This is a genomic window from Paenibacillus camerounensis (assembly GCF_000723885.1).
Classification (GTDB): domain Bacteria; phylum Bacillota; class Bacilli; order Paenibacillales; family Paenibacillaceae; genus Paenibacillus_AQ; species Paenibacillus_AQ camerounensis.
In genome coordinates this window covers 1-24,040 of record NZ_CCDG010000036.1, presented here as the reverse complement: position 1 = coordinate 24,040, position 24,040 = coordinate 1, and the positions used below count along the sequence as shown (strand labels likewise).

Genomic DNA, 24,040 nt, shown 5'->3' with positions numbered 1-24,040 from the left:
TTAATATAATGCATACTTACTCTTGTTATGAGAAGTTTTGATTACATAAGAACAGCCAGCTGCACTGAGCTGGCTGTTCTCCACTTCAGACTGAGCCGCAGGTCACAGTATTTTAGTAAGAGGACTTGTAAGAGGATTTAACCTCTTCCTTGGCATCTTTAGCTTCGCTGGCGACCTCGTCTTTGGCATCCTTGGCCTTATCGGCAACCTCTTTTGAAGCAGATTTGGCTTCATCGGTTACTTCCTCAGATGCTTTTTTGACATCGGAAGCCACGTCCCCGGATGCTTCGGCTACAGTCTCCCCGATTTTTTTGCCGGTCTCCTGCAGTGTTGCAGCGATCTGCTGCTTGCTGTCGCTGACCGTAGTGAGGATGTCAGAAGCCTTAGCGGATACAGTGCTGGCCAGATCCGTTGCTTTTTCTCCGACAGTAGTAGCAATAGTTTTGGTCTTGTCAGTTACCACACCGGCAACTTCCTTAGTCTTATCTGTTGCAAGTGTAAGTTTGTCAGACAGGTCACTGCGTATTTCGCGGCCTGGCTTAGGTGCAAACAATAATGCGGCTGCGGCACCTAATAGTCCGCCGATAAAAATACCTTTAAAGAATGTGCTGCCGCTTTCTACCGGATGTTCTGTCTCTGCCTTGTTCATTATAATCACTCCTTAATAGTATAGGGTCACTTGTTGTTCAGGATAGCCTGAATGTTCTTACTTCGTATATAAACTTCGGGATATAGGCTGAAACAGCAGGAAGGCTCAGGAAACATTACCCAAGAGAAAAACCGCGGGATGGAATTATATAGTAATTCGTTCTGATTGACAGCGAAAGGTTGAGGGTAAGAAATACATAATTAAGGCGCCTATTATCAATATAAACCGGGGCATACACCCCCCTTTTTTATTACGAATGCAGAGATTCGAACATCTTTGGAGGTGCATAACTAATGATAAAAATAATCACGTCAGCAGAGCGTCATACTTCGAATAAACAATGGATCAACAGCGAATTCAGCTTCTCTTTTGCCGACTATGATGATCCCAGCAACGCACATTTCGGTGCACTGCTGGCCCATAACGACAATGAGCTGAAGCCGGAGCAGGGAATGGAGGAGCATCCGCATCACGATCTGGAGATTATTACTTATGTAATATCAGGCGTATTGCGGCATCAGGATGATCTTGGGAATCATGCCGAGCTTCAGGCAGGCAGTGTTCAGGTTATGAGTGCAGGGACAGGAATCAACCATTCGGAGACCAATACCTCACCGGATGACAATGTCAGGTTTCTGCAAATGTGGCTGCTGCCTGACCGTCCTGGAGTTGAACCCTCCTGGGATGCTAAATTTTTCCCGCGTGAGCTGAAGACAGGGACTTTGCTTCCGGTAGCTTCAGGAGCAGAGATAGACGGGGCGCTTAAGCTCGGTGAAGACGTAACGGTCTATTTGTCCGTGCTTGAAACGAACAGGCTGGTGCAATATCCGCAAAAGGAAGACCGCCGTACACATATTTACCTGATCTCAGGTAATCTGGAGGTCAGCTGCAGCGAAGGAGAATTTCAGCTTCAGCCCGGTGATGCCGCCCGTATCCGTAAAAGCTGTGATCTTACGCTTAAAGGGACAACTAACGGCGGGACAGCAGAGTTTATACTGATTGATCTGCCATAGAAAACGGACTTATCAGTTGAATCCGGATAAAAAGTAAAGGAGCTCCCCGACCGGAACCATTTGTAAATGGCAGCCGGGCGGGGAGCTCCTGTGTCGTCTAAGGCTTGTTATTTGTTCCGCAGGCGGCCAAGCTCTGATACCAGCGCTTCGACCTGGGAAATGCTGAGCCGGTCGCTGCCCATAGCAACCTCGTAGATATCCAGAATATCCTCATAGTGGTCTACCGAGAAAGCAGATGCCTGCATGGCGGCTGCGCTCGCCATTTTAAGCTTGGTTTTGATGCCCTCAATCATATATTCCACATTTTCCTGGCTGGGCTTTGTCAGATCCATGAAGTGCAAACAGTCCTTTCTGAGTATGATTCAATGAAATGGCCGGCGTCCTGTGAAAGGGTGCGGCTGTTTCTTCTGAAGTATTTTATCATGACAGGGTAAAGAAACACCATTTTTTTGTCCGGTCTGCAAAAAACATGTTAAATTAGAGGGAATCAATACGATTATTTATCGGGATAAGGAGGCAAGGATCGTGGCAATCAGGGAGCAGGAGAGCAGAAAACGGATTAAAATGGATGCAGAACAGCTAAGGGCCTTCTTTCATGATATTGCCGGCCGGCATCCTGTAGAGCAGATTACCTTTCTATGTATCGGCACAGACCGTTCTACAGGCGATGCCCTCGGCCCCTTGACCGGCAGCAGGCTGCTGGAGCACGGATTCCCCCATGTTACCGGTACCCTGCCCTCGCCTTGCGATGCGGATAATCTGGTGGCGCGGATTGCAGCTATTCCGGAAGGGCAGCTTGTTATAGCGATTGATGCCTGCCTGGGTCCTCCGGCAGCCCTTGGCTGCTATTTCGCCGCGAGTGAGCCGCTGCGTCCAGCGCAGTCCATTGGGCTTAGCCTGCCGGAGGTCGGAAATTACAGTCTGGCTGCTATCGTCGGGGTGAACGGCCCCTTTCCATACCGCACACTGCAGACCACACCGCTGTACCGGGTTATTCAGATGTCAGAGCAGATTGCCCTGGCTGCGGCAAAAGCTTTTGGACTGGCGCTTTAGGACGTTTCAAGCAGTGCTGTTCTGCTTAATAATTAGAACAAGCCTAAGTTATTACATAGAAAGAAGGAAGCAGCCATGGAAAATATCCGTTGTGAAGGAAGTAATATTTGTTACAGTGATCAGGGGCAGGGTGAAGTTATTGTACTGCTCCACGGCTTCTGCGGAAGCTCGGCTTATTTTGAGCAGGTCATCCCCTTTCTGAGCGGCAGCTACCGGGTGATTGCCCCGGATCTGCGCGGACATGGCGCATCGGATGCTCCGCTTGGCGCATACAGCATAGATCAGATGGCCGATGATGTGCTCTCCCTGCTGAATGCCCTGGAGATACAGGATGTATATCTGCTGGGCCATTCTATGGGCGGTTATGTCACGTTATCCTTTGCCCAGCGCTATGCTTCCCGGCTGAAGGGCTTCGGGCTAATTCATTCAACCGGTTATCCGGACGGTGAGGAAGCCAGAGAGAAACGGCTCAAGAGCGTCAGTACGATCCAGAATGAAGGGATCACCTCATTTGTGGATGCACTGGTTCCCGGATTGTTCGCTTCAGGTGCCGCTCCTCAGCTGCTCCAGCGGGCCAAGGAGATTGGCTATAAGACTCCGCCGCAAGGCGCAGCAGGCGCGGCTCTGGCGATGCGGGAGCGTCCGGACCGCCGTGATGTAATCTCTGCGGCTGCTGTACCGGTGCTGCTTGTTGCCGGTGCGGAGGACAGCCTGGTGCCGGCTGAGCGGATCTTTACCTCCGATAAGGCGAATATTACCAAGGCAGTCATCCCGGGAGCAGGACATATGAGTATGTATGAAGCTCCAGAGCGTCTGGCTGAGATGATTAAGGATTTTGCACAGGTGCCTGCAGCCAAGAAATAATTGTACATGTGGAAGGAAATTAGGATCGGTCTAAAGAGGCAGCTTGCCGCGGATGCGCGGACGGCTGCCTCTTTAGGTTATGGATCAGTGAAGTGGCGCACAGGACCGGGAATGGTTTAAGATGATCCTAGAAGCATCTGATATTCTGCCAGCTGCGGTTTTACATACCGGCAGCCGGCATATTTTCCGGGGAGGCGTTGGATTTATGTTCCGAAGAGATTATATCGTCCGGATGATTGAAGATATGACAGCAATGGTAGCCAAGGTGATGACCCTCAAGCAGGAGAAAAAAACGACGGAGGCCCTGTGGGAAGTGGATGAGCAGTTTAACCGGCATTTCCGGCTGAATTCCCGTCTGCTGAACTCTTTGTCCGTGGAAGACATGATCGAAATGTTCCGCCTGGGCGGTATTATAGAGTCCGACAAGCTGCAGGGTGTGGCCCGGCTGCTTAAGGAGGAGGGCAGCATTTATGCAGCCGCAGGGAATGAGGAAGCTGCGCTGCTGCGGTCTATGCGCGCCCTGCATTTATTCCTCTACGCAGATCAGCACGGCGCTGACCGGGAGCTGCTGGGAATGACCAAGGAAGTGGCAGAGCTGCTGGATAACATACAGGGTTACCGGCTTCCCGTCAAAACAGAACGCCTGCTGCTGCCTTATCTTGAGTCTGACGGACGTTATGCCAAAGCAGAGGACAGCCTGTACCGGTTATGGGAGCAGGGGGCAGATGTTGCTGTGGAAGGCCAGGGACTCTACCGGCGGCTGCTGCTGAAGGAGCCAGAAGCGCTGGAGCTCGGCGGTCTTCCGCTGGAGGAAGTCCGCCAGGGACAGGCCGAGTGGGAGAGAATTACTGCGGCTGCCAGGCAGGAGCAAAGCTAGCTCACAAGTACGTTTTCTATAGCTGATATACTAATGCAGCAGCCTTTTATAATATCTGTGTGCCGGGCATGCTATAATATAGCAGCTGCTAATGAGAACCCGTTCTCTATTCAATAGGTGAAAGTGAGATGTACCCCGTGGAATCTTTAAATACATTAATCGTACAGGTGATTAACAACCGCACCTTAATATCGGCTACATTAAGCCAATTGCGCAGTAAAGGCGAGGTCGCCTACAGCAAAGTCCAGGTCAAGCCGGTTGAGCTCAAAGGGAAGCTGCATTACCAGTTTGCCTACTTCACCGGACCTAAGGTCGAGCACCGGAACATTCCGGCTGAAGAAGCCGCTGCGGAGATGATGTCTCTTCTGCGGTCAACCTTCCGCCAGGCGCTGGTGTGCACCATTGAGGCGGATTATCAGGTGCTGATCAGCAAGAAGTACAAAGTATCGATCCTGACGAAATCTGCCAGCAAGGAGGAGGCGCCTGATCTGGCCCATAACCGTAAGAAGCGTTATGTGCTGGATGAGGGAGAGCCTGTTCCGTTTCTGATCGAGCTGGGGATAATGAACAGTGAAGGCAAGGTGCTGGCCAAGAAATACGATAAGTTCCGCCAGATCAACCGTTTCCTGGAGATGGTTGAGGATGTGCTGGCCGACCTTCCGGCCGGGCGCCCTTTAACCATTGTTGATTTCGGCTGCGGCAAATCTTACCTGACGTTTGCCTTGTATCATTATCTGGCTGTCCGGGAGCGCCGGGAGCTGAACATCGTCGGCCTTGACCTCAAAGCGGATGTTATTGCCCACTGCAGCCAGCTGGCTGCGAAGCTGGGCTATGATCAGTTGAAGTTCCTTGTGGGCGACATTGCCGATTACAACGAGCTGGATCAGGTGGACATGGTCGTTACCCTGCATGCCTGTGATACTGCCACTGATGCCGCACTGGAAAAAGCGGTCCGCTGGGGCGCTTCGGTCATCCTGTCTGTACCTTGCTGCCAGCATGAGCTGTTTAACCAGGTTGAGAATGAGGTGCTGAGTCCGCTGTTGTCCCATGGCATCCTCAAGGAGCGCTTCTCGGCGCTTGCCACTGATGCAATCCGGGCCAAGCTGCTGGAGCTGATGGGCTACCGCAGCCAGCTGCTGGAATTCATCGACATGGAGCATACACCCAAGAATATCCTTATCCGTGCAGTCAAAGCCGGCAGCGGAGACAAAGCTGCCAAATGGCGTGAATACAGCGCATTCCGTGATTTTCTGGGGGCGAAGCCGTACCTTGAACGTGTCTGTGCGGATCTACTGCCCGCGGAAACTCCGGCCCAGGGCTGAAGCTGCCTTATGAGAGAAGACTAAAGTATGATAACTGGCAGGACGGCTGTCTCCGGAAGGAGCAAGCCGTCCTGCTGTTTTTTTTGTAACGATTGCTTTGTGTCCGTTGCGCAAGAGGGAATCTGGAAATACTTACAGATATCTTAAGTGCCTGGAGTGATGGGATGAGCGCAGTTAAAGGGAAGCGCAGGCTGCAGATTATAGCGGTATGGGGAAGTGCGGGCATGGTTACTGCTGCAGCGGCTGCGGCCTGTCTGCTGCGCGGCTTATTTTTTGCCAGAGAAATGTACGGGCTTATGGCCGTATGGTTCGGCCTATGTACCGCTGCTGCCGCTGCTTGCCTGTTTGTGGGCTGGCACCAGGCCGCAATACCCGCATTCCCTGCAAAGTCCGCCATGCGTAAACTTCCTGCGAAGCTCCGGATGCCGTCTTCCAGCTTTGTTCTGCCCGCTCCAGGCTTGAACAAGCGGGTATGTAATGCCGGGAGCGGCATGGAAGGTCAGCCGGGTAAGGCTGGTATGACGCGCGGGGCCGGTAAAGCGGTTATCGTTGCTGCGGGCTGTCTGCTGCTGATTTTGGCGTTGTATGCCGTTCAGCTGCGGGAGCCGTTATCAGTGCTGGGTACGCTTAATGAGCTTCTGCGCTGGGGTCTATATGCGGGCTTTGCTTGTTGTGCTGTTGTTTGTGCAGGCAGCCGCCGGGGAACCCGGTTTCTTGAAGCCCTGTGGACAATGCTTGGGATGACAATCTGCTTAAGCGGCTTGCTGGCTGTCTGCGGCGGCTTGCCGGTTCCCTTTGCGGTTGCCTATACAGCTTCTCCGGCTGTAAGTGTTGCCGGAGCGAGACTGGGCGGCCTGCTCCAGTATCCTAATGCCTTCGGCGCGGCGATGGCAGTCTTTCTTCTGGAGCGGGTCATAGCCGCCGCCGGGGAGCGGCAGGCCGGCGCATCGGCGCAAGGCCGGCTCCGCGCGCCGGACACCGCGAGGCAGCTGCTGCGCATGCTGCCTCTGTTCCCTTACGCCGCCGCGCTGCTGCTCAGCGAGTCGCGCGGCGCCATGCTCGCTGCGGCCTGCGCCGCCGCAGCGGCACTGCTCCTGCAGCGGCAGCTTGCCGCGCCGCTGCTTATCTGCGCCGCCGCGCCTGCGGCTGCAGCGGCGCTGCTCTACCGCCAGCTGGCCCGCACCGGGCTGGCGGCAGAGCCCTTGCCCGGCCTGCTGCTGCTGGCCGGGTGCTGGGCCGGCGCGCTGCTCGCCGGCCTGTGGCTGTGCCGCCGCAGCAGGCGTGCGGCGGGCAGGGACCCCGCCGCCATGCTGCTGGCGGCGGGGCTCTGGACGGCGGCGGGCAGCGCCGTCCTGGCACTGCTGCGCGGGCGGATCAGCGGGCCGTCCCCGACGGCCGCCGCCCGCGGGCTGTTCTACCGCGACGCTCTGCGCCTCGCGGGGGAAGCGCCCTGGCTGGGGCAGGGGGGCGAGACCTGGCGCAGCGCGTACCTCGCCGTCCAGTCCCGCCCCTATGTCGGCAGCCAGGTACACAGCGGCTACCTCGATTTCCTGCTGAATCTCGGCATCGCCGGAGGTGCCGTTCTGCTGCTCATGCTGCTCGCAGCACTATATATAGCCGGCAGGAACGCCCCCGGGCTGCTGCCTCCAATGCTCATAATCCTCCTGCACGGGGCGGTGGATTTCAGCTGGAGCTACGGGCTGTTCTGGCTGCTGCTGTTTCTGCTGACAGCACGGGCGCTGGCCGGATCGCCGCTGCACAGGCCGGTCAGCCGGGCTAAGGACGCCGGATGCAATTCGGACACGGCCGATGTGCTTAAACCGGTCTCTGTACCCGCAGTTGCATTAGTGCCGGCAGCCAAGTCTGTCCCTGGACTTACAGCTTCCGCAACGAAATTGGTGTTGAACACCCTATCACGGCGGAGCTCTGCCCGCCAGGGGCAGATGACCCGCAGCAGTTCAGCACAGCGGTCAGGAGTACGGGAACTGCTGATCGCAACGGTCTGCTTCTGTCTGATATGTACCGGAATTTCCTTCAAGCTGTGGAGGGGGGAGGTCTTATTCAAGCAAGCTTCAGGTTCTGCTGCACCTGAAGAACAAAGCATACTGCTCCGGAAATCGCTGCGTTACAATCCGTATGCTCCGCGTACAGCCATTAACCTTGCCGTTCTGCTTCCGGAGCGGGAGAAGATAGAGCTGCTGCACAGCAGTCTTAGGTATTCCCCAGGCGATGCCGAATTGCACTGGCTGCTGGCAGAGTCATATTTGAATGGCAATGATCCGGGCAGAGCGTTGTACTGGATGAGAAGGAGCTTGGATTTGGACCGGTATAATGCCGTCAAGTGGGAGAGCGCAGCAAAGGGGCTGCTGCAGATGGGACAGCATTTTTTAGCCAAGGGCGACCGGAGTAGCGCGGCGGCAATGGCGTATGCCGGACACGAGCTGACGAGGGGATACCGGCTGCTGGCACTTTCTGAACATAATAAAGGTCAGGCACATAATGACCGGGGTTTTGCATTTTCAGCTGAAGCTGAAGAGCTGGGTGTGAAGCTGGATCAGCTGATCGCAGCAGCCGTCCGGGTGCGGACAGTGGAGGCAAACGGGCAAGATTCATTGGAGCTTATGCGGGGTTCAGGCTATCCCTAGATCGCCCAGCCTACAGTATTTTGCTGGCTCCTGCCCGCTCCTGCACCATCCCTACGCCTTCATCCGCTGTGAAATAAGCCAGGAGTAAACATAAGGTACAATGACAGCAATCAGCAGAGCGGTGATAATCAGGCTGATCGACAGCGTTGCAGGCAGAAATGCAGCAAGCATCAATAATACTCCGCTGGCTACCCACATGTACCCGGAGAAACGGTGTGTTTTGCGCCAGACTTCAGGACTCGCAAGCGTCCAGGGTGTCTTAATGCCGGTGAAATAGTTGTCTTTTATCTGCGGCATATAGTTGCCCAGCGCGATGAACAGCACACCGATGACGGCAATGGCAAGCTTGCCTGCAGCAAAACCGGGATTCAGCCCTTTGGCCACAGCGAGCACCAGCATAGCATCCATCACGACGGCTATAGCCAGACGGATCATTTTATAGGCAGCTTCAAATTTCCTGTAATTATCCTTCTTGGGGTCGGCCCGGCGGATGAACTGCATTGCTAACGGAAGAATGAGGCCCAGAAAGGCGCCTTGAATAATAATTGAGCTTTTGGGCCAATACCTGTTCACTTCTCCTGTAATGCTGAACTGGGCAGGGAGCAGGTCCGGCAGTCTGCTATAGTTAGCCAGAGCGTACCCGAGCGCAAGCATACCGAATATAACGATCAGCGTGTCCTGCCATTTCCATTTAAAATCCTCCATCATATTTCCTCCTTGTCAGATTGGAGCTTCCCGCGGGGCTGATCCTTGGCTGCAGGCGGTTCAGCCTCATTGCTGTTACCGGCACCGGTCAGTTCCAGAAACCATCCCAGGACCTCCTCAAGCACAGTTGTATTGAGTGAGTACACAATAAACTGCCCCTTGCGCTCATCCTGTACCAGCCCGGCATGCTTCAGGGCGCTTAGGTGATGGGAGATGCTGGGTTTGGTCATCCGGAAGTAATCGGCAATCTCGCCTGCGGTCCGGTCTTTCTCGCGCAGCAGCCGGATGATCTGCCTCCGGGTTGGATCGGCCAGCGCTTTAAAGGATTCATTCATGTTCTGTCCGACCTTTCAATATTTAGATAATTGTCTAAATATATAATCGCGCTAATTCCTGTAATTGTCATTGGCGGTTATTCAGCTGTGTGCCTTAACTAGAAGTTGTAAGCCGGCATATGCTAGAATAAGCTAGTAGAAGCCGGGTACATAGAGCAGAAAAATGCCGGGATTTCCGGCAGTTTACATTTTGCATTCAAAGGGAGGAGGGCTGCAGTTGCATGTTATATCTGATCTGATCTCACATTTGTTTGAATGGATTCAGAGTCTTGGTTATTTCGGGATTATGATCGGGCTGATGCTGGAGGTCATTCCAAGTGAAATCGTGCTCGCATTTGGCGGCTATCTGGTTTCACAGGGCGACATTAATTTCTTCGGAGCCATTATTTTTGGTACAATTGGCGGTGTAATTGCACAGATTTTTGTGTACTGGATCGGCCGCTACGGCGGAAGACCGGTGCTGGAGAAATACGGAAAGTATATTCTGATTAACAAGAAGCATATCGACCACTCAGAGGAATGGTTTAAAAAGTATGGTACCGGTGTTATTTTCACCGCAAGGTTCATTCCGGTCGTCCGTCATGCCATCTCAGTGCCTGCAGGTATATCACGTATGCCGCTGGGTAAATTTACTCTGCTTACTACACTTGCTGTGATTCCATGGAGTGCGCTGTTTGTATACCTGGGATACACCCTGGGTGACAAATGGGAGACTATTGATGAGGTTGCGGGTAAGTATACCCGTGAGATTCTTCTGGTTGCAATTGCCGTTATTATTATCTATTTTCTGTTCAAATGGTATAAATCCAAAAAGAAGGGTAGTGCAGCATGAAGCAGAATGTAGCCCATAAGTTTGGCCAAGGCCTGACCCCCCGCCAGTTCGTGGAGAGCATGACCAAAAACCAGCAGGCGTTTGAATCCTGGTATGAGAAGTTTGCATGGGATAACGGGGACGACCGTGAATTTTTTGAAAGCCTGAATCATCGTGATGATCTGCGCGTGCTGATTTTGGCTGCGGACTGGTGCGGTGATGTTGTGCGCAATGTGCCGGTTGTATTCCGGATTCTGGAGACCGCAGGGATCAAGACTGAAGTGCTGATTCTTGAAGAGAATCAGGATCTTATGGATGATTTTCTTACGATGGGCGGAAGATCAGTGCCAGTTGTAATCTTTGCCGATACAGGCGGATATGTGCTGGGGCACTGGGGACCGCGTCCAGAGCATGTACAGACACTGATGCGTGCCTTCAAACAGGAGAATCCTGACCGTGAAGCTGCTGATTACGACAGCAAAATTGCGGAAGTGCGCAAGGCTATGGGGCAGGCCTACGGAGAAGGAACAGAGTCGCACGCGGTTATTGCCAGTGAGCTTCGCACTCTGATTTCGGGTCTCTGATCAATGTTAAATATCCGCTCCTATAATCTGGGCCCGCTCCAGACCAATGCCTATCTGCTTACCGGAGCAGATCCGCAGCGGGGTGTCATCATCGACCCCGGCATGAATCCTGCTGCACTGCTGCGCGCTGTTCAAGATATGGAGATTGAAGCGATTCTGCTGACCCATGCCCATTTCGACCATATTGGCGGTGTGGATGAACTGCGCAAAGCCAAAAACTGCCCTGTTTATGTACATGCCCTGGAGAGTGAGTGGCTGGTCAGTCCCAAGCTGAACGGCTCTCTGATGTGGCCGGAGGCCTCACCTCCGATCAGTACGGAGCCTGCGGAATATGATCTGGCCGAGGGCCAGATTTTGCAGCTGCTAGGGCTTACCTTCAAAGTTTTTCATACTCCGGGTCACTCGCCGGGCAGCGTCAGCTTCCTGTGCGGGAATGATCTTTTTTCCGGAGATGTCCTGTTTAAGCTTGGTGTAGGACGTACTGACCTCCCTGGAGGCAGAGAGCGGGATCTGGTTGATTCCTTGCGCGGCAAGCTATACCGTCTGGATGAAGAAGTGAAGGTTTATCCGGGGCACGGCCCGCGGACGACCATTGGCTTTGAGCGCCGGAACAATCCTTACGTCCCCATGCAGTGACGGCATTCCTGACCAGGCGACAAAAAGCGAGAAAATAGAGATAGACAGAAGGATACAAAGTTGCTACAATAACGTTAATTAAATGTAACATTTACCTCGCGAAGCACGCAGACTGCGGAATTAATCCCGGTTTGCGTTCTTTTTTTGTCTGTTTAGACGGGTTTATTTGTATGGGAGGAAGTTCATTGAAGAACGATAGTATTGATTTATATGTTTGCTCCAGCTTAAGTGAAGCTGATTTAAAGGCTGAAAGTATAGAGAGGCCGGCGCTACATCATCCACAGGCAAAGGAAACTCAGACGGCCGGAGAGACACGGAGCCTTTTATGTTTTTGGGGATTTCCGGCCGGCCGGGGGCGCTATCAGCCCTGGAGACGCAGATTATGGGAGCTGCAAAATAACCGGGACCGGGAATGAACGATCCGGCAGCTACGGACGTATTACAGCTGTGCACAAATGAAGGAGGGAACAGGAAGCTGATGGACGAAGGGACGCTGGAGTTAATCAGGCAGGCACAGCAGGGGGATGCCCCGGCGCTGGCCGGGCTTCTGCGGGAGCACTACAACTTCTTGTTCAAATATTTAATCAAAGCTACTATGGACCCTTCCCTGGCGGAAGAGCTTGCCCAGGACACTATGGTGCGGGCTATGGAGAAGATCGGCAATTACAATGGGACCTCAGCCTTCTCCTCATGGCTGATCACGATTGCAACCCGGCTGTACATTGACCGTAAACGGCGATGGAAGAGGGAGTCAGAATGGCTGCGCCGGGAGCGGGGAGCGGCGGCTATCCGCTGGCGGTTCGAGAGCCGCAATATGGAATGGAGCGATGTACTTGATGCATTGTCCAGGCTGCCGCTGCCCCAGCGTGTAGCTGTACTTCTGAAGCATTACTACGGCTACAGCTATGAAGAGATCGGGAGCATTATGGAGGTCCCTTCCGGAACCGTTAAATCACGTGTGTCTAAAGGTCTGCAGCAGCTGAGAAAGGAGCTCAAAGAGGATGAATAATGATGCCGAGGACCAGAAGCTTTTGAACAAGCTGTCTGCTGAGCTGGAACGGCTGGATGCGCAGTATGATGACATCCCGGCACCGTCCTTACCGGCGATGCAGCAGTTTCTGGCCGCAGAGGCTGACCGCAGACGGAGCCAGAGCCGCCGGGAGCTGCTGCTGTTTTTACTGGCTGCAATACTCCTCTTAAGTATTGTTCTGACTGTTCTTGGTTTTGCGCCTGCTGTTTATTGGGTTATCCAAGCGGTAATTCCGCTTGCTGTACTTGGGGGGCTGGCCGCGGTAAAGGTCAGGCAGCGACGGGAGGAGAGGGGGCAATGAAGGAACTGCGTGATGTGCCTTATTGGCTATGGGCTGTTATTGCAGCCATATTGCTGGTTCAGGGGACATGGCTTTTCCATGATGCCCGCAGCAGGGATAAAGGCAGGGCAGCCTGGTTCTGGGGATTATGGGGGATGACCGGATTTCCCACGCCGCTGGTTGTTTACCTGCTGTTTGTTGTACTGCCGGAACGCCGCCGGACAACCGGACAGAAACGCTGAATCAAAATTACACAATGTTTGTTTTCAGAAAATTATTGTGAACTTTCATTTAACACTCCTGCTGCTGCTGGACAGCTCTAGCTTTTTCTAGTAGACTGTTGAAACAAGTAGAACCATGATAGATTTTGGAGCAGGAGGTAAGGCGATGCTGCGGTTGGGAGAGAAGATTGTCATTGTTGCTGACGCGTTTGAACAGAGTCTTCCTATCGGAGACTACGGCTACCTGATTGCTTATGACCGCAATCCTGACAATGCGTTTGATTACGTCATCCGGGTCCCTCAGGCTAACAGGAATTTTTATGTTACTGCAGAGGACATTGAGGCGGAAGATCAGCTGTTGGAGGCGGAAGCCGAAAGAGCGACGCATGAGGCCTTGATCGACTATGCTTTATCGACGTATAACGAGAAGCTGTTTCATCATTTGATGAACGGCGAGGATGCTGAAGCGGAAGAAGCGGAAGCAGCACCTAAAGAGAGCATGTCCCAGGCGGAATTCATCAAACAGGTGAATCTCCGGGCTTGGATTTAATGAAGACCGGCGCAAGCCGGTCTTTTTGTTATCCAGATAAAGGGCGGAATGACAAGTACATTGAATTGTCCAGGCTTCTACAATATAATTAAAAACGTTATCCGGGCGCTTTAGCCCTTTAAACAGGAGGGATATTCTTTATGAGCATTACTGTCAAAGATGTGCAGCATGTGGCCAAGCTGGCCAGACTGCAGCTAAGCCCGGAGGAAGAGGCTGTTTTTACTGAACAAATGAATGCTATCTTACAATATGCCGAGAAATTGAATGAGCTGGATACAGAAAATGTAAAGCCGACTACACATGTGCTGCAGGTCAGTAACGTTATGCGTGAGGATGTCGTGAAGGAGAGCCTGTCCCAGGACGAAGCTCTGCTTAACGCGCCGGAGGATGAAGACGGCCACTTTAAGGTTCCCGCTGTACTGGAATAACCATACCGAAAAGGAGGAAGAATGTTGAGCCTGTTTCAATATCGATTGCCAGAACTACATAACATGCTGCAGAGCAAGGAAATTTCCGTCAGTGAGCTGACGGAGCAATCTTTGGCTGCTATTGCTGATCGTGACAGTAAGGTACATGCATTTTTAACGCTGAATGAGGAAGGGGCACGCCAGTCTGCACGTGCGCTGGACGACAAGCTGGCTTCAGGAGCGGCGCGCGGCCTGCTGTTCGGTCTGCCTGCCGGGATAAAGGACAACATTGTTACCAAGGGGCTGCGCACTACCTGTGCGAGTAAGTTCCTGGACAATTTCCAGCCGATTTATGATGCGACCGTTGTCTCTAAGCTGCGTCAGGCGGATGCGGTAACGGTCGGTAAGCTGAACATGGACGAGTTCGCTATGGGCGGCTCTAATGAAAACTCCGCTTACGGTGCTGTGCGTAACCCATGGAATCTGGAGCATGTTCCCGGAGGATCAAGCGGCGGTTCGGCAGCGGCTGTTGCCGCCGGTGAAGTGTTGTTCGCGCTTGGCTCGGATACCGGCGGCTCGATCCGCCAGCCAGCATCTTATTGCGGTGTAGTCGGCCTGAAGCCGACCTATGGTCTGGTGTCCCGTTACGGTCTGGTGGCTTTCGCTTCCTCGCTTGATCAGATCGGCCCGGTAACCCGTAATGTGGAGGATTCCGCATATGTGCTGCAGGCGATCGCAGGCTACGATGCCCAGGATTCCACCTCTGCAAAAGTGGACATCCCCGACTATTTGAGCGCTTTGACCGGCGATGTTTCCGGACTTCGCATTGCCGTGCCGAAGGAATATATCGGCGAAGGTGTAGATCCATCGGTGCGCGAACAGGTAATGTCCGCACTTAAAGTACTGGAAAGCCTCGGCGCAGTATGGGAAGAAGTTTCCCTGCCGCATACGGAATATGCAGTAGCAGCATATTATCTGCTCGCTTCATCGGAAGCCTCTTCTAACCTGGCCCGCTTTGACGGCGTCCGTTATGGTGTGCGTGTGGATGAGGGCGGCGGACTGCTTGATCTGTACCACAATTCCCGCAGCCGGGGCTTCGGTCCAGAGGTGAAGCGCCGGATTATGCTGGGCACATATGCGCTGAGCTCCGGTTATTATGATGCTTATTATCTGAAAGCGCAGAAGGTGCGCACCCTGATTAAGCAAGACTTCGATGAAGTCTTCAAGAATTATGATGTGGTAATCGGCCCTACAGCGCCGACTACTGCTTTCAAGCTGGGCTCACAGACGGAAAATCCGCTGACGATGTATTTAAACGATATACTGACCATTCCGGTCAATCTGGCCGGCATTCCTGCGGTCAGCATTCCTTGCGGCTTTGCCGGCGGTCTGCCGGTCGGACTGCAGATTATCGGGAAGGAATTTGACGAGAGCACCGTGCTGCGCGTTGCGCACGCCTTTGAACAACATACAGATTTCCACAAAGAGCGGCCACAGCTGTAAGCTCCGCCGGATAATACGCTGTACAGGGAACAGGCTCACAAAACTTTTAAGGGATGAGATCATTTATGTCTAAATACGAAACGGTCATCGGGCTGGAAGTTCATGTGGAGCTTCATACCAAGTCCAAAATTTTCTGCGGCTGCTCGACGGAATTCGGTGCTCCGCCTAATACCCATACCTGTCCGGTCTGCCTGGGGCATCCCGGCGTGCTGCCTGTGCTGAACCGCCAGGCGGTGGATTATGCTATGAAAGCGGCTATGGCGCTGAACTGCACTATTGGTGATGTCAGCAAGTTCGACCGCAAAAACTACTTTTATCCAGATTCGCCGAAAGCCTACCAGATTTCGCAGTTCGACCAGCCGATCGGCCTGAACGGCTGGATTGATATTGAGGTGAACGGAGAGACAAAGCGGATCGGCATTACCCGCCTTCACCTGGAGGAAGATGCAGGCAAGCTGACCCACGTGGACGGCGGATTTGCTTCACTGGTTGACTTCAACCGGGTGGGAACTCCGCTGATAGAGATCGTTTCTGAACCGGATCTGCGTTCGCCGGAAGAGGCGCGTGCTTATCTGGAGAAGATCCGTGCAGTCATGCAGTACTGCGATGTTTCCGATGTGAAGATGGAGGAAGGCTCCATGCGCTGTGATGCCAACATCAGCCTGCGCCCTGTGGGACAGGACGAATTTGGTATCCGCGCCGAGCTGAAGAATATGAACTCCTTCCGCGGTGTACTGCGCGGCCTTGAATATGAACAGTTCCGCCAGGGAGAAATCCTTGATGACGGCGGTGTGGTCGTACAGGAAACCCGCCGCTGGGACGAGGCACAGGGCAAAACCCTGTCCATGCGCGGCAAAGAGGAAGCACATGACTACCGTTATTTCCCGGACCCGGATCTGATTGTCCTGCATATTGACGATGCCTGGAAGGAATCCATCCGCGAGACCATTCCGGAACTGCCGGATGCCCGCCAGGCCCGTTACAGCGAAGAATATGGGCTGACAGCCTACGATGCAGGCGTACTGACCTCTTCCAAGCCGCTGGCTGATTTCTTTGAGGGCAGTCTTGCCTTTACAAAGGATGCCAAAGCCGTTGCGAACTGGATGATGGGGGATCTGCTCGGGTATCTGAACAGCAACAGCCTTGAATTATCCCAGGTAAAGATTACCCCGCAGGGACTTGGGGAGATGATCGGTCTGATTGCCGGCGGAACCATCAGCAGTAAAATCGCCAAAACCGTGTTTAAAGAAATGCTGGAAAGCGGCAAGCTGCCTGCTGTAATCGTTGAAGAAAAGGGGCTTGTACAGATCAGCGATGAAGGTGCAATCAAGCAGATTGTTGAAGCTGTTGTGGCTGCCAATCCGCAATCCGTTGAGGATTACAAAGCCGGCAAGCAGAAGGCAATCGGCTTCCTCGTAGGCCAGGTAATGAAAGAAAGCAAAGGTAAAGCTAATCCGGGGCTGGTAAACAACCTTTTGGCAGAAGTGCTGAACGGATAAGACCGGGTTTGGGTAATTCATTATAGGATCTTATGCACAGGGCTTGTCGGCAACGGCAGGCCCTGTGCGGCATATAAGGGGAATGGGCGGATGAATACAATAATCAGGCTGAATCTGCAGGATGATTACACTCTAAGTGAGCTCTGGAGCCTCCAGCACAAAGCCTACAGGCTGGAAGCGGAGATGATCGGCTTCAATGAGATTCCCCCGCTGCTTGAGACAAGAGAGATGCTGTCTGCTGCGAAAGAGGAGTTCTACGGCCGGTTTGATGACAGCGGAGACCTGCTGGGAGCCGTAGCTGTCCTTGAGGAAACACCGGGCAGGCTGACGGTTACCCGGATGATGGTGAATCCTGGACATTTTCGCCAAGGCATAGCCGGAAGCCTGCTGGATTATATTTTCGGGCATTATTCTGAAATAGAGCGGTTTATAGTATCTACAGGAAAACTGAATTACCCTGCGGTAACACTGTATACTAAGCACGGGTTTGTTCCTGCGGGTATAGAGGAAGTGGCTCCGGGAGTGGAGCTGATTGAATTTTACCGGGGTGGGCAGCTTTGAGCAGGATGAAATATACTTTTCGGGAAAGGAAGAGTCCAGATATGAATTCCGAACAGCAGGATGAATCTGTTATCCAGCCTAAGCCACCTGTAATTCCGCCGCGCCAGAAAAAACGCCCCCGCAAACGCAAATTTATAGCAGGGCTATTGGCGGCCGTGATTCCCGGAAGCGGACATCTCTATTTTGGGCTTCTGCGCAAGGGGATTTCTTTCCTGTTCATTATTTTGCTGGATATTGCGGCTATGCTCTATTTTTCATCTTTAGGCATGCAGATTAATGTTCCTCTGCTTATTTTGCTGGCACTTCTGATTCCTGCCGTGTATTTTTACAATGTATTTGATGCGCTGCAGTCTGCAGACCGTATTCTCCGGCTGCCGGAGGAATCCGAGCCGGAGCTGCCGATAACAGCGGGCAAGACAGCCAGGCGCCGTGCCTGGATCAGTGAGCCGGGGATTGTCTTTGGTCTGATGCTGCTTTTCGGGGGAACGCTTATGTTCCTTTTCCGCCAAAAGCCGGTCTGGCTTCAGTACACTATTGAGAACTATGCAGCTGCTGCTGTTGCGGGCGTTCTGATTCTTGGCGGTTTATGGCTGGGGGGACGCGAGATTGCCAAGGGTATGCTGGTACGCAAAAGCGGCGAACGCCGCCCCCGCCGTGTAGGCCGCTATACAGCTGCTGCACTACTTGCGTCCGTTGGCAGTCTCCTGCTGCTGGATTGGGTGAACGGAACCGACAGCATGCTGTTATTGCTCAAATGGTGGCCGCTGATCCCGGTGCTGTGGGGCGCGGAGTATCTGCTCATTTCCCTGATTTCGCGCCGCAGGGGGAATGTAACCAAAGCCCCGAGACCCCGGATGGACCTGCGCGGCCTGCTGTCGGCAATAGTACTGGGAGCCAGTGTGTTTATTGTGGCTGAACAGGCGCACTATTTGCATCTGTGGAACAAAGTCAGTCTTAATCTGACTGCGGCTGCAGTAGATTACGGGGAGGCGGAAGGGAACCGTTACGAGAAGGCGCCGCTAATTGTACCCGTCGAGCTTAATACCTCCAAGATCACGGTCGATGGTATCAACGGGGATATTCTGATCCACCGCGCTGCAGTGGAGGATATAGAAATTACAGCCACCGTGTGGGTAGATCAGCTGGAAGGACCACAGGCAGAGGCCGTTTCAGAGCAGTCCTTTGTCCAGGTAGAAGAAGGTCCCACTATTAAAATCACTCCTCAATACAAAACGTACGGCGATTCCGGCAAACGCCAGCCGCGCATGGACCTTGACATTTCGCTCCCGGAAGACCGGCGCTTCAATCTCGATATCCGGACGATGAACGGAGGCATAACACTGCAGAACGTTGAGGCCATTAAAGATATCACTCTTGAGACTGGTAACGGTGAGCTGATTCTGCATCGTATTTTTGGAAATGTAAAAGGAAAAACGTTGAACGGCGCAGTCCGCGCCCGCACCGTTCAAGGCGGAGTTGATCTCTCAACAGGAGGAGGAAGCATGGATGCCTGGGATGTTGCAGGTGCGCTGAAGCTCTCCACGGTTGTCGGTAATATCTCAGCTACAGGCAGCGGGGATGAAGTAAGCCTGTCCAGTAAAAACGGCAACCTCACAGTTGACGGTGTAAGGGCAGAGCTGCATGCGGAATCGCTGAACGGCACAATTAATGTCCGGTCAGAGGCTGTCGGCGGGGACTGGGAGGTCTATAGCGCTGTTGGTGATATTAATCTTTACCTGCCAGCTGAAGCAAATTATACAATGGCAGGTTCGAGCGGTTACGGAAATATTAATTCTGAAATTAGCGGACTGATGATTGACAAGAAAACTATTTCCGGCGAAATAGGCACAGGTGAATATAAGGTGCATGTAGAAGGAAACAGCAGTTTAATTGTGAAGGAATATTGAAAAAAGTAATTTTTATTATATAATAATGAATATAATGTATCTGGCGCGTTGACAACATTCAAATTCTGGTTTTACAATTGCAGTATAGGTTTTTAACTTCTTACATTACGGGTTTAATTTAAAGGCGGTGGAATTGATGGGTAGTGGCGTACAGCATGCATTGGAACAATTAAAGACTACCGGTGTCCGTATTACACCCCAGCGTCATGCTATTTTGACGTATCTGATGGAGGCATTGAATCATCCTACGGCAGACGATATTTATCGTGCGCTGGAGCCGCAGTTTCCAAGTATGAGCGTGGCGACAGTATACAACAATCTGAAAATGTTCATGGAAGCCGGAATGGTGCGTGAATTGACCTACGGTGATAACTCCAGCCGTTTTGATGCCAATGTATCCGATCATTATCATGTCATCTGCCAGGAATGCGGTAAAATCGAAGACTTCAGCTATCCGTCGCTTCATGAGGTAGAGCATGCGGCAGAACTCGCAACAGGTTTCAAGGTTCACGGATTGCGTATGGAAATGTACGGAGTCTGCAAATGCTGCAGTGATAACAAGCATTAAGCAGTAAAGGAATTTAAGTGAAGAGCGAGAATTTATAACGTGTGGGATCCGGCAACGGGTATCACGCGTTTTTTGTTATACCGGAGCGTAGAGGCCATTTAATCCCTGTCCTTCCAGCAGATTTGCGCAACCAATGCATTGAACATAGCGTATACTTAAGACTGGAAAACTGCACTTAAATCTATTGATAGTTTTGGAGGATATATTTTGGAGAGCAGAATGAGACAAGGACGTACCCGCAAGCGTGGAAGCCGTTTTAGCCTTTTCGCAGTACTTGTTATTATCGCCGCAGCCGCCTATTGGATCGCTTTCTATGTATTGCCTAACCGTGAACATACCGAGCCGGACTGGGAAGGCATGAAGCAGCCGGTTTTTGTAAAAGGCCAGTTAACGGGATACTCTGCCAGCGGTACCGGTGACGGTTTACTTTTGCCGCTCCCTTTGCTGCAGGATTATGTTGATCCGGCTATCCGTTATGAAGAAGCTACCAAGTCCGTTATTCTTTCTACAGATAATGATTTGCTATATATGCAGGAGGATTCAACATCGGCCAGCCTGAATAATGAGCCGGTCCAGCTCCGGCTTGCTCCTGAAGAGAAGGATGGAGTGACCTATCTTCCGGCCGATGCTCTGGAAGATCTGTACGGGCTGGAGGTAGAGGAGGACAGCGTCACCGGTGCTGTTCTGCTGATGACTGCCGGAGAGAGCGTGCCGACCGGCACGGTTAAAGGGGAGTCAGGCGGCCGCACGAAGGCATTGCGCAATGAGCCGACTATTCATGCGCCCATTATTGCGGACCTGCCTCCCGGTACAATGGTACGGATCTGGAATACAGAGAACGAGAATGAGGAATGGCTGTATGTACAGATGGATAACGGCTATACCGGATATATAAAGACTGCTGATATTACTGCTGACGGAGAAAAGACAGTGGAGCAGAAGGAGTATGTGCCTACGCGTGCGGAACGCAGCTGGAAAGGGAAGGCTGTGAACCTGTTCTGGGAGGCTGTCTATGAACGAAAGCCTAATCCGGCTAATTTTGGAGAGCTGCCCGGAGTGAACGTGGTCAGTCCAACCTGGTTCAGTATTGTGGATGTTGACGGTAATGTACGCAGTAAGGCTGATAGTGCCTATGTGGATTGGGCTCATAAGCAAGGCATGGAGGTATGGGGCTTGCTCAGTAACAGCTTTGACGCAGATCTGACCACCGAAGCGTTATCGAGCTATGAAAAGCGGATGAATACAATTGTTCAAATGCTGGAATATGCTGATTTATATGATCTTGACGGAATTAATATTGATTTTGAGAATGTGTACACCAAGGACGGGGAGAATGTCACGCAGTTTATGCGGGAGCTAAAACCGATGGCTCAGGCCAAAAATCTGATTACTTCTATAGATGTTACCCCGAAATCAAATAGTGAGATGTGGTCGCTGTTTCTGGACCGGAGAGCGCTTGGCTCAGCAGCGGACTTTTTAATTGTTATGGCGTATGACGAGCATTGGGCGTCCAGCCCCACAGCAGGCTCGGTAGCCTCATTGCCATGGGTTAAGAACTCGATAAGCCGGATTATTGAGGAGGACGATGTGCCGGCCGAGAAGCTGATTCTCGGTGTTCCGCTCTATACCCGCATCTGGACTGAGACAATGGAGAACGGGGAGAAGAAGGTAAGCTCCAAGGCGGTAGGCATGAAGACGGTTCAGGAGCTTTTGGCGGAAAAGAAACTGACCCCGTCCTTCGATAACAAGGCAGGTCAGAATTATGTGGAATACAAAGTAGACGGTGTGCTTAACAAAATCTGGATTGAGGACAAGGTTTCCCTGAAATCACGGGTTGAGCTTGCCAAATCGTTCGGACTTGGCGGAGTTGCTTCCTGGACCCGTAGCTTCGGAACGCTGGAGGCTTGGCAGACACTTCAGGAAATAAGTAAGTAGACGATCCGGTATATAGAAGAAAGGTGCCCTGTTTGGGGCACCTTTCTTTGTTTACATCAATGTTTCAGTGATTTTTCAGTGGGGGAGTGGATAATAAGAAGAGAATTGCACGCCGGGCATTCTAGGGATGCTGAAGCTTTTGACTTTCAAGCTGCTCGGAAGTCAGGGTTGCTTGTGCAGGATCCAGGGTAAGCAGGGTGTGACAGAACATGCAGCGGTCGGTTTTACCGAGCATTTTGGTAAGCTTTCCGCATTCCGGACACTCCAGCTGGACAGCGCTTGTAGACAGCATACCTGCCCAGAAATAGATGGCCAGACTGGCTGTCATCGAGATCAGTCCGATAACAAGTCCGATAGCGGCAGCTATTTTCCCTGCGGATCCCCAGAATACAATGCCTGCCGTTCCGGCAATCATCAGGCCCATACCAACCATAGTGAGCAGCAGTCCCCAAGTGCGAAAAGCATTGATTTTAGCCGACTTCATCTTCATATCGCTTAGCTCCTAACTAAAATATAGTTGGGACTTCCGGAAGGAACTGACATGACTATGTAGAATATTATTCTTTATAAGAATTATAACTGACGTGATGCAAAATCGCCAAATTTGATGGAGGGAAGCATGGAACTATCCAATTTGACCTTATTGAGTGGAGAAACGTTTGACGAGACTGTCCTGGGCGCTATAGCACTGCGGCAACAGGGCAATGCTCCGTTTGAGAGCGCTCTGCTTCACGATTTTGATATGGTGGTACTGATGCTGCATGAGGAGCAGGAAAAGGAACGGGTTCTGACTCACACCGTTGCAGGTGAGCGGCGGACGCAGACAGTGCATGTAGGTTTGCCTGCACTTGAACGGGCTGTATTGGCAGGGGATAACAACGAACTGCTTACCAGTCTGGTAGCGGGTGAGGTTATCTGGGACCCTAAGGGGATTCTGGGAGAGATGCGGCGTGAAATAGTCCGGTTTCAGGGACCGCTTAAAGAGCGGGTTTTGTTTATGGAATTTGCCCGTTTCCTGCACATGTATGTAAAATCCAAGCGCTACCTTGAAGCCGACTGCACGATGGATGCATATAATTGTGTACTTATTGCTTTATATCACTGGGCACGGATTGAGGTTAGCGAGGCGGGGTTCTTTCCAAGTCCCGCAGTGTGGGAGCAGGTGAAAAGTCTGAATACCCCGGTTCACAAGCTGTATGAGGAGCTGACAGTGAGCACCGAAACGCTTGATCAGAGAGTTGAGCTTATTCTGCTCGCCTGTGAGTTTGCTCTTATGTCCAAAATGTCTGACTGCTGCAGCCTGCTGCTGGATATTCTGGGAAGCCGCAAAGAGTCCTGGAGCATTAAAGAATTATTACAGCATTCCGGTCTAAGTCCGCTTGGTGCTGAATTACCGCTTGTACTGCGCAAGCTGGTGTCCCGTTCACAGATTAGAGAGATAACGGCCTGGGCCGATGATGCTGCTGAAGGCCGCGCAGTCCGCTACACACTATAGATACAAAAAGATCACCGGCATGCATGCTGTGAAGCTGAATAGGTCAAGCTAAGGAGAGGAAATGTACTCTCTTTTTTTGTTGGTTTTTAGGTGTGAAAGTTAAACAACGATACCAATAAATGAACTGAAAATTTAACTGTTGACTCGGTTGTTAATTCTATGTTAAATTATAACTCGTCCCTCCGACACACCTTAAAGCTGAGAAGCAGAAGGGGATCAACGGAAAAAAGAAATCAAAAAAAGATGTTGACAAAAACGAGGGAAGCATGATATATTATAAAGGTCGCTGCTGACGAGAATATATAAGGCAATGGCGAGCTTGATCTTTGAAAACTGAACAACGAGTGAGTATCTGGAGATCACTTCGGTGAGATCCAAAAGTAGAGAATGTAAATTCTCGTCAGATGTTTCAAAATGAGCAATCGCTCTTTTCGATAGTTTTCGGAAGGTTATTTCCTCGAAGTGATTCGGGTGAAGTGATCGCTCGGAAAAACCTTATTGGAGAGTTTGATCCTGGCTCAGGACGAACGCTGGCGGCGTGCCTAATACATGCAAGTCGAGCGGAGCTTATCCTTCGGGGTAAGCTTAGC

The 24,040-nt window shown here is 52.0% G+C and carries 26 protein-coding genes and 1 rRNA gene; 22 read left to right on the top strand and 5 right to left on the bottom strand.

The features are described from left to right. Positions 1 to 112: 112 nt before the first annotated feature. Entirely contained in the window at positions 113 to 649 is a 537-nt protein-coding gene (locus tag BN3772_RS13680) for a YtxH domain-containing protein (RefSeq protein WP_042200064.1), read from the bottom strand. Between the two features lie 293 nt (positions 650 to 942). Between BN3772_RS13680 and BN3772_RS13675 the strand changes: the two genes are divergently transcribed. Continuing rightward, entirely contained in the window at positions 943 to 1,662 is a 720-nt protein-coding gene (locus tag BN3772_RS13675) for a pirin family protein (RefSeq protein WP_042200063.1), read from the top strand. A gap of 107 nt (positions 1,663 to 1,769) precedes the next feature. Here the strand turns inward: BN3772_RS13675 and BN3772_RS13670 are convergent, their stop codons facing one another. Continuing rightward, complete coding sequence (locus tag BN3772_RS13670; RefSeq protein ID WP_042180822.1) at positions 1,770 to 1,994, bottom strand: DUF1128 domain-containing protein; 225 nt, start codon at positions 1,992 to 1,994, stop codon at positions 1,770 to 1,772. 193 nt (positions 1,995 to 2,187) lie between these two features. Between BN3772_RS13670 and yyaC the strand changes: the two genes are divergently transcribed. The 5 genes from yyaC (at position 2,188) to BN3772_RS13645 (ending at position 8,423) form a co-directional block, all read left to right on the top strand. Continuing rightward, positions 2,188 to 2,715, top strand: coding sequence for a spore protease YyaC (yyaC, locus tag BN3772_RS13665; protein WP_244444743.1), 528 nt, complete (start codon positions 2,188 to 2,190; stop codon positions 2,713 to 2,715). A gap of 75 nt (positions 2,716 to 2,790) precedes the next feature. Continuing rightward, positions 2,791 to 3,579 (top strand): alpha/beta fold hydrolase, encoded by a 789-nt coding sequence (locus BN3772_RS13660; RefSeq protein WP_042200062.1) that lies wholly within the window; start codon positions 2,791 to 2,793, stop codon positions 3,577 to 3,579. A 205-nt stretch (positions 3,580 to 3,784) separates the two neighbouring features. Further along, positions 3,785 to 4,456 carry a DUF6483 family protein gene (locus tag BN3772_RS13655; RefSeq protein ID WP_042200091.1) on the top strand — a complete coding sequence of 224 codons (672 nt, stop codon included), beginning with the start codon at positions 3,785 to 3,787 and terminating at the stop codon, positions 4,454 to 4,456. Positions 4,457 to 4,584: 128 nt separating this feature from the next. Beyond that, positions 4,585 to 5,778: a class I SAM-dependent methyltransferase gene (locus BN3772_RS13650; RefSeq protein ID WP_209443649.1), complete on the top strand. Its 1,194-nt coding sequence runs from the start codon at positions 4,585 to 4,587 to the stop codon at positions 5,776 to 5,778. Positions 5,779 to 5,942: 164 nt separating this feature from the next. Further along, a complete protein-coding gene (locus tag BN3772_RS13645; RefSeq protein ID WP_052380501.1) occupies positions 5,943 to 8,423 on the top strand; it encodes an O-antigen ligase family protein in 2,481 nt (826 codons plus the stop codon). A gap of 51 nt (positions 8,424 to 8,474) precedes the next feature. Here the strand turns inward: BN3772_RS13645 and BN3772_RS13640 are convergent, their stop codons facing one another. Together BN3772_RS13640 and BN3772_RS13635 are read right to left on the bottom strand one after the other, a co-directional pair. Beyond that, complete coding sequence (locus BN3772_RS13640) at positions 8,475 to 9,128, bottom strand: SdpI family protein (RefSeq protein ID WP_052380500.1); 654 nt, start codon at positions 9,126 to 9,128, stop codon at positions 8,475 to 8,477. Next, positions 9,128 to 9,463, bottom strand: coding sequence for an autorepressor SdpR family transcription factor (locus BN3772_RS13635; protein WP_042200057.1), 336 nt, complete (start codon positions 9,461 to 9,463; stop codon positions 9,128 to 9,130). The genes BN3772_RS13640 and BN3772_RS13635 overlap by 1 nt, the downstream gene beginning before the upstream one ends. A 217-nt stretch (positions 9,464 to 9,680) precedes the next feature. On the opposite strand from BN3772_RS13635, the gene uptA reads away from it, so the two are divergent. From uptA to BN3772_RS13560, 14 genes are all read left to right on the top strand, one after another. Next, the gene (gene uptA / locus BN3772_RS13630) at positions 9,681 to 10,295 is read left to right on the top strand and encodes an undecaprenyl phosphate transporter UptA (protein WP_039877205.1); all 615 of its coding nucleotides are present in this window, start codon (positions 9,681 to 9,683) and stop codon (positions 10,293 to 10,295) included. Beyond that, positions 10,292 to 10,858 (top strand): thioredoxin family protein, encoded by a 567-nt coding sequence (locus BN3772_RS13625; protein ID WP_042200054.1) that lies wholly within the window; start codon positions 10,292 to 10,294, stop codon positions 10,856 to 10,858. Before uptA ends, BN3772_RS13625 begins: the two co-directional genes overlap by 4 nt. Before the next feature lie 3 nt (positions 10,859 to 10,861). Then, complete coding sequence (locus BN3772_RS13620; RefSeq protein WP_042200053.1) at positions 10,862 to 11,494, top strand: MBL fold metallo-hydrolase; 633 nt, start codon at positions 10,862 to 10,864, stop codon at positions 11,492 to 11,494. Positions 11,495 to 11,972: 478 nt separating this feature from the next. Further along, positions 11,973 to 12,503 carry an RNA polymerase sigma factor SigY gene (gene sigY / locus BN3772_RS13610; RefSeq protein ID WP_042200088.1) on the top strand — a complete coding sequence of 177 codons (531 nt, stop codon included), beginning with the start codon at positions 11,973 to 11,975 and terminating at the stop codon, positions 12,501 to 12,503. Continuing rightward, positions 12,496 to 12,825 carry a DUF5345 family protein gene (locus tag BN3772_RS13605; RefSeq protein WP_042200051.1) on the top strand — a complete coding sequence of 110 codons (330 nt, stop codon included), beginning with the start codon at positions 12,496 to 12,498 and terminating at the stop codon, positions 12,823 to 12,825. Before sigY ends, BN3772_RS13605 begins: the two co-directional genes overlap by 8 nt. After that, a complete protein-coding gene (locus tag BN3772_RS13600) occupies positions 12,822 to 13,046 on the top strand; it encodes a hypothetical protein (RefSeq protein WP_042200050.1) in 225 nt (74 codons plus the stop codon). The genes BN3772_RS13605 and BN3772_RS13600 overlap by 4 nt, the downstream gene beginning before the upstream one ends. A gap of 145 nt (positions 13,047 to 13,191) precedes the next feature. After that, entirely contained in the window at positions 13,192 to 13,575 is a 384-nt protein-coding gene (locus tag BN3772_RS13595; RefSeq protein WP_042180798.1) for a hypothetical protein, read from the top strand. Positions 13,576 to 13,715: 140 nt separating this feature from the next. Then, positions 13,716 to 14,003 carry an Asp-tRNA(Asn)/Glu-tRNA(Gln) amidotransferase subunit GatC gene (gene gatC, locus BN3772_RS13590; protein ID WP_042180796.1) on the top strand — a complete coding sequence of 96 codons (288 nt, stop codon included), beginning with the start codon at positions 13,716 to 13,718 and terminating at the stop codon, positions 14,001 to 14,003. A 24-nt stretch (positions 14,004 to 14,027) separates the two neighbouring features. Further along, positions 14,028 to 15,485 (top strand): Asp-tRNA(Asn)/Glu-tRNA(Gln) amidotransferase subunit GatA, encoded by a 1,458-nt coding sequence (gatA, locus tag BN3772_RS13585; RefSeq protein ID WP_042200049.1) that lies wholly within the window; start codon positions 14,028 to 14,030, stop codon positions 15,483 to 15,485. A 53-nt stretch (positions 15,486 to 15,538) separates the two neighbouring features. Beyond that, complete coding sequence (gene gatB, locus BN3772_RS13580; protein ID WP_042200047.1) at positions 15,539 to 16,984, top strand: Asp-tRNA(Asn)/Glu-tRNA(Gln) amidotransferase subunit GatB; 1,446 nt, start codon at positions 15,539 to 15,541, stop codon at positions 16,982 to 16,984. Between the two features lie 90 nt (positions 16,985 to 17,074). Beyond that, a complete protein-coding gene (locus BN3772_RS13575; protein WP_042200046.1) occupies positions 17,075 to 17,545 on the top strand; it encodes a GNAT family N-acetyltransferase in 471 nt (156 codons plus the stop codon). 41 nt (positions 17,546 to 17,586) lie between these two features. Beyond that, a complete protein-coding gene (locus BN3772_RS13570) occupies positions 17,587 to 19,452 on the top strand; it encodes a DUF4097 family beta strand repeat-containing protein (protein WP_244444742.1) in 1,866 nt (621 codons plus the stop codon). 136 nt (positions 19,453 to 19,588) lie between these two features. After that, on the top strand, positions 19,589 to 20,020 hold the full coding sequence (perR, locus tag BN3772_RS13565; RefSeq protein ID WP_042200045.1) for a peroxide-responsive transcriptional repressor PerR: 432 nt from the start codon (positions 19,589 to 19,591) through the stop codon (positions 20,018 to 20,020). Between the two features lie 219 nt (positions 20,021 to 20,239). Next, positions 20,240 to 21,955, top strand: a complete 1,716-nt coding sequence (locus BN3772_RS13560) for a glycosyl hydrolase family 18 protein (protein ID WP_042200084.1) — start codon at positions 20,240 to 20,242, stop codon at positions 21,953 to 21,955. Positions 21,956 to 22,076: 121 nt separating this feature from the next. Here BN3772_RS13560 and BN3772_RS13555 read toward each other — a convergent pair whose 3' ends face one another. Then, positions 22,077 to 22,445 carry a YgzB family protein gene (locus BN3772_RS13555; protein ID WP_042180785.1) on the bottom strand — a complete coding sequence of 123 codons (369 nt, stop codon included), beginning with the start codon at positions 22,443 to 22,445 and terminating at the stop codon, positions 22,077 to 22,079. 129 nt (positions 22,446 to 22,574) lie between these two features. Between BN3772_RS13555 and BN3772_RS13550 the strand changes: the two genes are divergently transcribed. Then, positions 22,575 to 23,450 carry a nucleotidyltransferase-like protein gene (locus BN3772_RS13550; RefSeq protein WP_042200043.1) on the top strand — a complete coding sequence of 292 codons (876 nt, stop codon included), beginning with the start codon at positions 22,575 to 22,577 and terminating at the stop codon, positions 23,448 to 23,450. 495 nt (positions 23,451 to 23,945) lie between these two features. Beyond that, positions 23,946 to 24,040 (top strand): 16S ribosomal RNA (locus BN3772_RS13545); the annotation flags it as partial.